Origin of the sequence: Mycolicibacterium mageritense (assembly GCF_010727475.1) — a bacterium.
GTDB lineage: Bacteria > Actinomycetota > Actinomycetes > Mycobacteriales > Mycobacteriaceae > Mycobacterium > Mycobacterium mageritense.
In genome coordinates this window covers 5,835,062-5,846,761 of the sequence record NZ_AP022567.1, presented here as the reverse complement: position 1 = coordinate 5,846,761, position 11,700 = coordinate 5,835,062, and the positions used below count along the sequence as shown (strand labels likewise).

Annotated in this window: 11 protein-coding genes; 4 read left to right on the top strand and 7 right to left on the bottom strand. The window is 68.9% G+C overall.

Translation table 11 applies throughout. The features are described from left to right. The first annotated feature begins 39 nt into the window (after positions 1-39). Positions 40-1,527 (top strand): PE-PPE domain-containing protein, encoded by a 1,488-nt coding sequence (locus tag G6N67_RS28200; protein ID WP_036437134.1) that lies wholly within the window; start codon positions 40-42, stop codon positions 1,525-1,527. Positions 1,528-1,538: 11 nt separating this feature from the next. Here G6N67_RS28200 and hflX read toward each other — a convergent pair whose 3' ends face one another. The 5 genes from hflX to G6N67_RS28175 are packed head-to-tail and all read right to left on the bottom strand — an operon-like array spanning position 1,539 to position 6,326. Further along, positions 1,539-2,939 (bottom strand): GTPase HflX, encoded by a 1,401-nt coding sequence (gene hflX / locus G6N67_RS28195; RefSeq protein ID WP_036437131.1) that lies wholly within the window; start codon positions 2,937-2,939, stop codon positions 1,539-1,541. A 45-nt stretch (positions 2,940-2,984) separates the two neighbouring features. Continuing rightward, positions 2,985-3,851 carry a diaminopimelate epimerase gene (gene dapF, locus G6N67_RS28190; RefSeq protein WP_036437128.1) on the bottom strand — a complete coding sequence of 289 codons (867 nt, stop codon included), beginning with the start codon at positions 3,849-3,851 and terminating at the stop codon, positions 2,985-2,987. 4 nt (positions 3,852-3,855) lie between these two features. Beyond that, positions 3,856-4,761: a tRNA (adenosine(37)-N6)-dimethylallyltransferase MiaA gene (gene miaA / locus G6N67_RS28185; RefSeq protein ID WP_036438420.1), complete on the bottom strand. Its 906-nt coding sequence runs from the start codon at positions 4,759-4,761 to the stop codon at positions 3,856-3,858. Then, entirely contained in the window at positions 4,758-5,441 is a 684-nt protein-coding gene (locus G6N67_RS28180; RefSeq protein ID WP_036437126.1) for a class III extradiol ring-cleavage dioxygenase family protein, read from the bottom strand. The genes miaA and G6N67_RS28180 overlap by 4 nt, the downstream gene beginning before the upstream one ends. 9 nt (positions 5,442-5,450) lie before the next feature. Continuing rightward, entirely contained in the window at positions 5,451-6,326 is an 876-nt protein-coding gene (locus G6N67_RS28175) for a DMT family transporter (RefSeq protein ID WP_036437124.1), read from the bottom strand. A gap of 150 nt (positions 6,327-6,476) precedes the next feature. Between G6N67_RS28175 and G6N67_RS28170 the strand changes: the two genes are divergently transcribed. Then, on the top strand, positions 6,477-7,796 hold the full coding sequence (locus G6N67_RS28170; RefSeq protein WP_073917081.1) for a DUF349 domain-containing protein: 1,320 nt from the start codon (positions 6,477-6,479) through the stop codon (positions 7,794-7,796). Here G6N67_RS28170 and G6N67_RS28165 read toward each other — a convergent pair. Both G6N67_RS28165 and miaB read right to left on the bottom strand, forming a co-directional pair. Beyond that, positions 7,793-8,428: an Rv2732c family membrane protein gene (locus G6N67_RS28165; RefSeq protein ID WP_036437121.1), complete on the bottom strand. Its 636-nt coding sequence runs from the start codon at positions 8,426-8,428 to the stop codon at positions 7,793-7,795. The genes G6N67_RS28170 and G6N67_RS28165 overlap by 4 nt on opposite strands. Further along, positions 8,416-9,981 carry a tRNA (N6-isopentenyl adenosine(37)-C2)-methylthiotransferase MiaB gene (gene miaB, locus G6N67_RS28160; protein ID WP_036437120.1) on the bottom strand — a complete coding sequence of 522 codons (1,566 nt, stop codon included), beginning with the start codon at positions 9,979-9,981 and terminating at the stop codon, positions 8,416-8,418. Before miaB ends, G6N67_RS28165 begins: the two co-directional genes overlap by 13 nt. A gap of 149 nt (positions 9,982-10,130) precedes the next feature. Here miaB and G6N67_RS28155 point away from each other — a divergent pair, with 149 nt between their 5' ends. Beyond that, positions 10,131-10,859, top strand: a complete 729-nt coding sequence (locus G6N67_RS28155) for an amino acid ABC transporter ATP-binding protein (RefSeq protein ID WP_036438416.1) — start codon at positions 10,131-10,133, stop codon at positions 10,857-10,859. Positions 10,860-10,885: 26 nt separating this feature from the next. Further along, positions 10,886-11,698 (top strand): glutamate ABC transporter substrate-binding protein, encoded by an 813-nt coding sequence (locus G6N67_RS28150; RefSeq protein ID WP_036438414.1) that lies wholly within the window; start codon positions 10,886-10,888, stop codon positions 11,696-11,698. Positions 11,699-11,700: the final 2 nt, after the last annotated feature.

The window sequence follows — 11,700 nt, the reverse complement described above, 5'->3', positions numbered from 1 at the left end:
TCTGCTGACGCCGCCGTCAGCAGAAGGAGATGCAGGCCGATGCGAATCTCAGCCCGTTGCGCTGCCCGGTCCCTGCTGGTCGCCGCGGTCGCGGTGTCCGGCTCCGCCGCGATCGGGGTCACCGCCACGCTCACGGCCGAGGTGGTGCTCAGCTCAACGGTCCTGGTGGTTCCCGGCACGGGTACCCCGAATCCTGCCCTGTCCCAGAACTACGAGGACCACGCCGTCCAGTATTACGTCGCCCCGGGCAGCACGTGCTCTGACGTCACGTGCGTCGGCGTTCCGTACATCGCGCAGTTCTGGCCGTTCCCGTTCGCGGGATGGGGTGGCCTCGAAGGCGCGAAGTGGAACGTCTCGGTGGCAAGCGGCGTGGCGAGCCTCAACGACAAACTCGGCGCGGTGCCCGAAGGCGAATCCGTTGTCATATTCGGCTATTCACAGGGCGCCACCGTCGCCGGCATCGTCAAGAACCAGCTTGCCGACGACAACGACGGCACCATTCCCGACAACATCTCGTTCGTCCTGATCGGTGACCCCAACCGGCCGAACGGTGGGCTCTTCGAACGGCTCGCGCTCCTGGGCACAGTCCCCATCCTCGACGCGACCTTCGGCAATCCGACACGGACCGACACCGCACCGGAAGGCACGATCAACACCGACGACATCGCGTTGCAGTACGACGGCGTGGCCGACGCGCCGTCCTGGGTGCTCAACCCGCTCGCGCTGGCCAACGCGGTCGCAGGATTCGAATACGTGCACGGCACCTACCTGGCCCCGAAGGGCAGCGACGAGCCGACCGCGACGCCCTACGGCTACACGCCCGAGCAGGTACAGGCCGCCGTCGACAACGCCAGGGCAAGCTGCACCGAAGAGACCCACTGCCAGGTGCACGGCGACACGCGCTACCTCACACTGCCGGCCAAGTACCTGCCGATCATGCAGCCGCTGATCGACATCGGTGCGGCGACCGGAACGTCGGCAGTCGTGGTACCCGTCGTCGACCTAGTCTCGCCCGCCATGCAGACCCTGATCGAAACCGGTTACGACCGTCGCGATTACGGCGCTCCGACACCGTTCCAGCTGGTCCCGAAGGTCGACCCGGTGAAATTGGCGACCGACCTCGTCAACGACATCCCCGAGGGCATCGACGCGGCCCGCAACCCCGGGCTGGATCCACTGCCCGGCTGGAGCGACCCGACCGAATCCGCGGACACCGCAAAGGTTCCGACGACGCAGACCGTCGCCGCCCACGAGCAGGACACGGTTGTGGCCAAGCCCGACCGCAAGCCGGTCCTGCGGCTCAGCGCGATCGCCAAGCCGAAGGACGGGCTGACGCTGCCCGACGAGAACGGCACCGAACAGCAGCGGCCGTCGCTGCGGAAAGCCCTTGGCATCAAGGGCCACCCGGTGCGCGACTTCGCCAAGTCGCTCGGCACCACGGTCCGTAAGGCCCTCGGTCAGGACAAGGCCGACACCTCGGCAAAGGACACCACCGCGGACAAGCCGGAGTCCAAGCCCGCGGCCTGACCGCCGAGCACTCAGAAGGTGGTGTACTCCCCGAGACTGGCCGCCAGGGCCACCGGCACGCGGGCCTTGATCCTGGTGCCGTCGGCCGTGTGCTCGGTCGCGTCGACACGACCGTCGGCGTGGACTTTGGCCACCAGGTCGCCGCGGTCGTAGGGAATGGTCACGTCGACCATGGTGTCGGTCGGCTCGACCAACTCCCCCATCCGCTGCCGCAGCCGCTCCAGGCCGTCACCCGTGTGCGCTGAGACGAACACCGCGTCGGGCAGCGCGCGCCGCAACTGGGCCAGCGCGAGATCACCGGTCGCGTCGATCTTGTTGACCACCAACAGTTCCGGCGCTCGACGCCCGTCGTGCTCGGCGATCACATCGCTGATCACCTGCCGCACCGCGCTGATCTGCGCGAGCGGGTTGGCGTCTGAGCCGTCGACCACGTGCACCAGCAGATCGGCATCGACCACTTCCTCGAGCGTGGACCGGAACGCCTCGACCAGCTGCGTGGGCAGGTGCCGCACGAAGCCCACGGTGTCGGTCAGTACGAACGGCCTGCCGTCGTCGAATTCGCCACGGCGCGTGGTGGGTTCGAGCGTCGCGAACAACGCGTTCTCGACGAGCACGCCCGCCCCGGTCAAGGCATTGAGCAGGCTCGACTTGCCGGCGTTGGTGTATCCGACGATGGCCACCGAGGCCACGTCGGCCGAGAGGCGCCGGCTGCGCTGCGTGTCGCGGATCTTCTTCATGTCGCGGATCTCGCGGCGCAGCTTGGCCATCCGCTCGCGGATCCGCCGACGGTCGGTCTCGATCTTGGTCTCGCCGGGACCACGGGTGCCCACACCGCCACCCGCGCCGCCGGCCCGGCCGCCGGCCTGCCGGGACATCGATTCACCCCAGCCGCGCAGCCTGGGCAGCATGTACTCCATCTGGGCCAGCGACACCTGGGCCTTGCCTTCGCGGCTCGTGGCGTGCTGGGCAAAGATGTCGAGGATCAGCGCCGTGCGGTCGATGACCTTGACCTTGACGGCCTTCTCCAGCGCGTTGAGCTGAGCCGGCGACAGCTCGCCGTCGCAGATCACGGTGTCGGCCCCGGTGGCCAGCACCACTTCCCGCAGTTCGGCGGCCTTGCCCGAGCCGATGTAGGTGGACGGGTCCGGCTTGTCGCGGCGTTGGATCAAACCTTCGAGCACTTCGGAGCCCGCGGTCTCGGCCAGGGCCGCGAGTTCGGCGAGGCTGGCGTCGGCGTCGGCCGCGCTGCCGTCGGTCCACACACCGACCAGCACGACCCGTTCCAGGCGGAGCTGGCGGTATTCGACCTCGGTGACGTCGGCAAGTTCGGTGGAGAGTCCGGCGACGCGGCGCAACGATGCGCGGTCCTCAAGGGCCAGCTCACCGGTGCTGGGTGTTTCTGGATACGTCATATGTGAATACAGGTTGACACGGTCAGCTCCGGTTGTGCATCCCAATTACGCGTGTACAGCGGTCCACCACTCCTCGGACAGTTCACCGCGGGCCAGCAGAACCGATGGCCCACGCAGATAGCTGGTGGATTCGGTGACGGTCACCGTCACCTCGCCGCCGGGTATCCGCACCTGCAGGGTGCCGGTGTCGGCGCCCTGATGTGCCAGCGCCGCGACCGTGGCCGCGACGGTTCCGGTTCCACATGACCGGGTTTCGCCCACGCCGCGTTCGTGCACGCGCATGGCCACCGCGCCGTCGACCGGCGCGGTCAAGATCTCGATGTTGACCCCGCCGGGAAACAGCTGGGTGTCGAATGACACGGGCGCCCCGACATCGAGGGCCGCCAACTCGTCCGCGGTCACCCCGACACACGCCAGGTGCGGGTTCCCGACGTCGACGGCCAGCCCCGTGAAGGTGCGGCCGCCGACGGTTGCCGATCCGGTGCCGAACCGGTTGGCCTTGCCCATCTCGACAGTCACCTCGGCCTCGGTGGCATCGGCGCGATGCAGCACCACCGGCCGTGGCCCCGCCAGCGAGCCGACCACGAACTCGTCGGCCGATTCCAGCCCCGAGGCCCGCAGATAGTGCGCGAACACCCGGACACCGTTGCCGCACATCTGCGCGATCGAGCCGTCGGCGTTGCGGTAGTCCATGTACCAGTCGCCGGCGGCCACGCCGTCGGGGATGCGATCGAACACACCGGCGGCCAGCGCGGCGCCTGCCGTCGTCACGCGCAGCACGCCGTCGGCGCCCAGACCCCGGCGCCGGTCGCACAGCGCGGCCACCGCGGCCGGCGCCAGCGACAGCTGGGCATCGAGGTCGGGCAGCACCACGAAGTCGTTCTGGGTGCCGTGCCCCTTGGCGAAGATCACCTGTTCAGGATACGTGCCGCCACACGCGCAGGGCTTCGGCCACCAATCCGTCGGCGGCGCCGTCCAGCCACACCACCCGGTGGTCGCGGCGGAACCAGGACCGCTGCCGCCGCACGTAGCGGCGCGTACCGATGAACGTCGGCTCCTGTGCGGCCGAGCCGTCTCCCCCCGCGTCGAGGTCGGCGAGCACCTGCGCATAGCCCAGGGCCCGCGCCGCGGTGACCCCGTCGCGCAGGCCCCGGTCGATCAACGATCGCACCTCGCCCACCAGCCCGTCGGCGAACATCTTCTCGGTGCGCAACGCCAGACGCTCATCGAGAATCGCTGTGTCCCAATCCAATCCGATGATCGCGGTGTCCCAACGCGGCGCTCCGATGGTCGGCGCCGACGCCGCGAACGGCTGCCCCGTCAGCTCGACGACCTCCAGCGCCCGCACGATGCGCCTGCCGTCGGTGGGCAGGATCGACGCCCCCGCCGCGGGATCGACCCGGGTCAGCTCGGCGTGCAGCGCTGCGACGCCGACCTGGGCGAGCCGATTCTCCCAGCGGGCGCGCACCACCGGATCGGTGGCCGGGAACGCCCATTCGTCGAGCAGCGACTGGATGTAGAGCATGGATCCGCCGACGATGACGGGCACCGCGCCACGCGCCGCGATGGCCTCGACGTCGGCTGCCGCGGCTTCCTGGTAGCGGGCCACGGTCGCGGTCTCGGTGACGTCGAGCACGTCGAGTTGGTGATGCGGGATGCCGCGGCGCTCGGCAGGCGCAAGCTTGGCGGTGCCGATGTCCATGCCGCGGTAGAGCTGCATCGCGTCGGCATTCACGATTTCGCCACCGAGTTGTTCGGCGAGCTCCAGCGCCAGCGCGGATTTGCCGGTACCGGTCGGTCCGATCACGGCCAGCGGTCTCATGGCGTCCACACCCCCACGAAGTATCCGACGCCGTACGGCGCGCCCCGGTAGAGCTCGCGCGCCGATCGCGGCGCGGGTTCGCACAGGCCGGCCAGCACCTGATACGCGACGCGGCCGAGGACAGCGGCCGGCAAGCGGGTCAGGACGGCCGCATCGCCCGCAGCCAACGCGTCGTCGAGCTCGCGCTGCACGGCCACCGACTCCGGGTCGTAACCGCCCGGCGCGGGCGGTGTGAGCGTGTTGGCACCGTCGGCGACGACGAGAACACCGACGGCGTCGGCGGATTCGTCGATCTCGGATCGCAGGCGTCGGCCGTGGTCGAGCGCGCTGTCAGCCGAGTGGGATTCGGCGTACGCACGGACCTCGGCGCGGACGTCGGCACCGGCCAGTGCGCGCACCCAGCCCGCGATGAGCGCGCACAGTGGCAGTTCGGTGGGGGCGCCGCCCGCCGGGCCCAACGTCACCGGCACGTCGACGCCGTACCCGGCGAACGTCCCGCTCGACTCCGGTCCCACCACGCGATCGCACGCGCCGACACCGACCGCGACCCAGCGCCTGGGCAGTGTCTTCGCGGCGTCGATCACCGCCGCGCGCAGGTCGGCGACCTCTGCGGCGGCCGCACCGGCCAGTTGCGGAACCAGGACGGGTGCCGACGGGATGATCGCGATGGCACTCAGCACGCGTCCAAACTAGTGCTCGCCGGCCACCGACTGTTCGCTGGCGGCCTCCCCGCGGGCCAATGCCGCGGTGGCCAGCACCATCGCGCCGATCGCGACGATCAGCACCAACCAGCCCGTGTCCCCGGGTCGCAGCGTCTCGCCGAGCACGGCGATGCCCAGTGCCGATGCCACCACGGGTTCGGTGACCGTCATGGTCGGCAACGACGCGGTGAGCGCACCTGCGCGGAACGACGACTGTTGCACCGCCGTGCCTGCCACTGCGACAGCGGCCCACACGTACAGCTCGGGTGCCGCGAGCAGCGCCCAGACCCCGTGGTCCAGCCGGTCCACCACGCCTTTGGTCAGCACCGCGAACACGCCCCACAGCACACCGGACACCACGGCCAGCAGCACCGCGCTGACCGGTCCGGATCCGAGCCGGGCGCCGAGCAGGCACAGCGCGAGCACCGAGCCGAGCACGACGATCACGACCGCCCAGGTCTCCCACGCACCACGGGCGTGGCCCGCCGTCGGGTTGCCCACGGTGACGATCACCGCGACCGAAGCGGCGAGCAGCGCGGCCCACAGCCACTGCCACCGGGTCACTCGCCGATGGTTGAGCCACGCGTTGATCGGCAGCGCGAACAGCAGCGACGTCACCAGCAGGGCCTGTACCAGCAACACCGAGCCCAGCCCGAGTGCGGCGGCCTGCAGCGCGAATCCGACGGCCGCGACCAGGCTGCCCGACCACCATCGCGGATCCCGCAAGAGCCGGGTGAACAGGCCGAATTGGCCCGCGGGCGCATCGCTGACCCCGTGTGCCGAGCGCAGGTGGATGACGTCGCCGATCGCGATGAACAGTGCTGCTCCCAGCGCGAGTAGCGCGGCGAAATCAGCCTTGGCCACCGGCGTCCTCCAGAGTTTGTGGAGCCATTGAGCCTAAAGGCATGGGCAGGACACAACACGACCTGCTTGAATAGCGATCGGAAACAGCAATCGGGCGCCGCGTTGCGCGGCAGGTGCGTGGGCAACTGCGCGGAGTACGGAGGAGTGGATATGACAACCAGCGGTCCAGGCGGAGCTGCCCCCAAACCCACCCCTCGACCCGGGCGACCTCGCCCGGTGCCCCACCCCAGCAAGACCGCCCCGGTTGTTCCCGTCGCACCCACGAGCGATCCGCACCGGTTCGGCCGCGTGGACGACGACGGCACGGTGTGGCTCATCACCGGATCCGGCGAGCGCGTGATCGGCTCCTGGCAGGCCGGTGACACCGAGTCGGCATACGCGCACTTCGGCAGGCGCTTCGACGATCTGCACACCGAGGTGGCGCTGCTCGAACGTCGGCTCACCTCCGGCACCGGAGACGCGCGCAAGATCAAGTCGGCTGCCGCGTCGCTGGCCGAAAGCCTGCCCACCGCAGCGGTTCTCGGCGATGTCGACGCGCTCGAGGCGCGGTTGTCGGCGATCCTGGAGCAGGCCGACGCGGCCGCGCAGACCGAGCGGGCGCACCGCGACGAACAGCGCGCCGCGCAGACCGCCCGCAAGGAGGCACTCGCCGCCGAAGCCGAGGATCTGGCCGCCAACGCCACGCAGTGGAAGGCCGCAGGTGACCGCCTGCGGGAAATCCTCGACGAGTGGCGCACCATCACGGGCCTGGACCGTAAGACCGACGACGCGCTGTGGAAGCGTTATTCGGCGGCCAGGGAGACCTTCAACCGCCGTCGCGGTTCGCATTTCGCCGAGCTCGACCGCGGCCGGGTCGGGGCCCGCCAGGCCAAGGAGGCGCTGTGTCAGCGCGCCGAGGAACTCGTCGGCTCGACCGACTGGGGCGCTACCGGGGCCGCCTTCCGGGATCTGCTGGCCGAGTGGAAGGCCGCGGGCCGGGCGTCCAAGGACGTCGACGACGCGTTGTGGCAGCGGTTCAAGGCCGCGCAGGACACGTTCTTCTCGGCACGCAACGCCGCCAACGCCGAACGGGACGCCGAATTCAAGGCGAACGCCGCCGCGAAGGAAGCCCTGCTCGCCGAGGCCGAGAAGATCGACACCAGCGACCTCGACGCCGCCCGCGCGGCGCTGCGGACCATCGGCGACAAGTGGGACGCGATCGGCAAGGTACCGCGTGAGCGCAGCGCTGATCTGGAACGGCGCCTGCGCGCCGTGGAGAAGAAGATCCGCGACGCTCCCACGGGTGGGGTCGACCCGGAGGCCAAGGCCCGCGCCGACCAGTTCCGGGCCCGAGTCGAGCAGTACGAGCGGCAGGCCGAGAAGGCCGAGGCCGCGGGCCGCACGAAAGACGCCGAGGCCGCGCGGGCCAGCGCCGAGCAGTGGCGCCAGTGGGCCGACGCGGCGGCCGAGTCGCTGGAGAAGCGCCGCTAGGGCCGATCCGGCTTGTCGCCGCCGGGGTCGGTGTCGTCCGAGTCGTCGTTGCCGGTGACACCGCCATTGTCGGCGACGTCGTCGAGCAGGCCGCGCTGCGCGCGCTTGGCGGCGGCCTGCCTGCGCTCCTCCTCGGCGGCCAGCTGAACCGCGGTGCGCGACCACACCACGCGGGCCCAGTGGAAGGTCAGCACGACCACCGCGATCCACGCGATGATGAGCCCGATCCCCGGCCCCGGATGGCCGACCGCGGTCTGGCGCGACCACACCGCCAACATGCCGAGCGCGCTCGCGACAGCCGATCCGGCCAGCGCGATCCAGGCCAACGCCCAGCGCCGGGTCAGCAGCGCCAACGTCGAGAACCCCACCGAGAACACCAGGGCCAGCCAGGTGAACACGCGTGACGGCAGCGAGATCCCGTCGGCGATCGCGGTGGCGTCACCGACCAGCACGTCGAAACCCTTGCTGGACCCGGTGTGCGGCAGCACGAACGAGATCAGGACGACGAAGACGAGGATCGCCACCACCAAGGCCCGCGGGCCGGGGTCGAACTCGCGGGCGATCTTGCGTTCGACGGCGTCGAGGTCACCTTTGAACTGATCGAAGTCACCCTCGTTGCTCAACTGCCACATCCTCCCGCCGCGGGTGCGGGTGCAGGCACACCGATCCGTGGCATTCCCAGGCCGACGCCGGTGCGCGGCCGCTGTCCCGCCGCGTGCGCGTCCCCGGCCCGCGTGCGCCGGTGCGCCGCGATCGGGGCGTCGGCGATCAAGTGGTGCGGCGCGGCGCCGGTGACGGTGGTGACGACGATGTCGCCGGGGCGGATGTCGCCGGTCCCAGGCGCGAAATGCACGAGCCGGCCGTCGCGGGCCCGGCCCGACATCCGGGCCGTGCTGGCGTCCTTGCGGCCCTCGCCGGTGGCGACGAGCAGCTCGACCTCCCGGCCGACCTGAGCCTGGTTCTCCTGCAGCGAGATTCGTTCCTGCAGTTCGATCAGCCGCTGATAGCGCTCGGTCACAACGGCTTTCGGCAACTGGTCGGGCATGTCGGCGGCCGGGGTGCCGGGGCGGATCGAGTACTGGAAGGTGAACGCGCTCGCGAATCGCGACCGTTCGACCACGTCAAGGGTGGCCTGGAAGTCTTCTTCGGTCTCGCCCGGGAAGCCGACGATCAGGTCGGTGGTGATCGCGGCGTGCGGAATCGCGGCACGCACCTTGTCGATGATGCCGAGATACCGTTCCGCCCGGTACGACCGCCGCATCGCCTTGAGGATGCGGTCGGAACCCGATTGCAACGGCATGTGCAGTGTCGGGCACACATTCGGGGTTTCGGCCATGGCCTCGATCACGTCTTCGGTGAACTCGGCCGGATGTGGTGAGGTGAACCGGACACGTTCGAGCCCGTCGATGCCGCCGCACGCGCGCAGCAGCTTCGCGAACGCGCCGCGGTCACGCGGCAACTCCGGCGGAGTTGTCGGATCCTCGCGCAAGCGCTCGTCCGAAAACGACACGCCGTAGGCATTCACGTTCTGCCCCAGCAGCGTGACCTCGAGCACACCCTGGTCGACCAGGGCCTGCACCTCGGCCAGGATGTCACCGGGCCTGCGGTCGACCTCTTTGCCGCGCAGCGAGGGCACGATGCAGAACGTACACGTGTTGTTACAGCCCACCGAGATGGAAACCCATGCGGCGTAAGCGGACTCGCGCGCCGCCGGCAGCGTCGACGGGAATTCCTGCAGTGCGTTGACGATCTCGACCTGGGCTTCGCGATTGTGCCGGGCCCGCTCCAGCAGCGTCGGCAACGAGCCGATGTTGTGGGTGCCGAACACCACGTCGACCCACGGCGCCTTCTTCAGCACCGTATCGCGGTCCTTCTGCGCCAGGCATCCGCCCACCGCGATCTGCATGTTGGGGTCCGACTGCTTGCGGGGAGCCAGGTGGCTGAGATTGCCGTAGAGCTTGTTGTCCGCGTTCTCACGCACCGCACAGGTGTTGAACACCACGATGTCGGCGTCGGCCCCGTCGGCGGCACGCTCATAACCAGCGGATTCCAGCAGCCCTGACAACCGCTCCGAATCGTGGACGTTCATCTGGCAGCCGTAGGTGCGGACCTGGTATGTGCGTGGGCCCGACGAGGAATCAGCAGCGCGCTCTGCCGCCGCATCCCGGGTCACCGTCGAAGTCACGGCCCCAATGGTACGGAGGCGACGACAACGTTAACCGCGCGGATTCACAAGATGCAGGCAAGCTGCGCATTCCCTGGGTAAGGTCACCTGCCATGGGAAGCCCCGGCGCGCAGCCGCAGGTCAACAATCCGGTGCCGTCCGACGTGCCGATGATTTCACTCCAGGCAGTCAACAAGCACTTCGGATCCCTGCATGTGCTCAAGGACATCAACCTCGAGGTGGCCCGCGGCCAAGTCGTGGTGGTGCTGGGACCGTCGGGTTCGGGCAAGTCGACGCTGTGCCGCACGATCAACCGACTGGAGACCATCGACTCCGGCACCATCACCGTCGACGGTCAGCTCATGCCTGCCGAGGGCCGCAAGCTGGCCCAGCTGCGCTCAGACGTCGGCATGGTGTTCCAGTCGTTCAACCTGTTCGCGCACAAGACAATTCTGGAGAATGTCACGCTCGCGCCCGTCAAGGTGCGCCGCAAGTCCAAGGCCGAGGCGCGCGACAAGGCGATGGCGCTGCTGGAGCGGGTCGGCGTGGCCAACCAGGCCGACAAGTACCCCGCCCAGCTGTCCGGCGGGCAGCAGCAGCGGGTCGCGATCGCCCGGTCACTCGCGATGAACCCCAAGGTCATGCTGTTCGACGAGCCGACCAGTGCGCTCGATCCCGAGATGATCAACGAGGTGCTCGCGGTGATGACCTCGTTGGCGGGTGAGGGTATGACGATGATCGTGGTCACCCACGAGATGGGTTTCGCCCGCCGCGCCTCGCATCGCGTGGTGTTCATGGCCGACGGCGCGATCGTCGAAGACGCCGAACCCAGCGAGTTTTTCGACAATCCGAAGTCCGACCGGGCCAAGGATTTTCTCGGCAAGATTCTCCATCACTAATGCTGAAGGTGAAAGGAACCAGAACCATGCCCACTGTGTCGTTCAAGCTGATCGGTGCCGTCGCACTCGCGGTCGCACTTCCGCTCACCGCGACCGCCTGCGGCGGTGGTGGCGACGAAGGCAACAAGATCGTCATCGGCACCAAGTACGACCAGCCCGGACTGGGTCTGAAGAACCCCGACGGCACCATGAGCGGATTCGACGTCGACGTGGCGAAGTACGTCGCCAAGGAACTCGGTTACAACGAGGACCAGATCGAGTGGAAGGAATCCCCGTCCGGCCAGCGCGAGACCCTGATCCAGAACGACCAGGTCAAATACATCGTCGCGACCTACTCGATCACCGACGCCCGCAAGGAGAAGGTCGACTTCGCCGGGCCGTACCTGATCACCGGGCAGAGCCTGTTGGTCAAGGCCGACAACACCGACATCACCGGCGCGGAGTCTTTGCAGAACAACAAGAAGCTGTGCTCGGTGTCGGGTTCCACACCCGCGCAGCGCATCAAGGACAAGTACCCGGGTGTCCAGCTGCAGCAGTACGACACCTACTCGGCATGCGTCGAAGCGTTGAAGAACGGCGCGATCGACGCGGTGACCACCGATGAGGTGATCCTCGCCGGCTACGCCGCGCAGAGCCCCGGCACCTTCAAGGTGGTGGGCGGAACGTTCTCGGAAGAGCGCTACGGCATCGGCCTGAAGAAGGGCGACACCGAGCTGCGCACCAAGATCAACGACGCGATCACCAAGATGGAGAAGGACGGCGCGTGGAAGGCCGCGTTCGAGAAGAACCTCGGACCGGCAGGCATCACCGTGCCGACGCCGCCTTCGGTCGACAAGTAAGC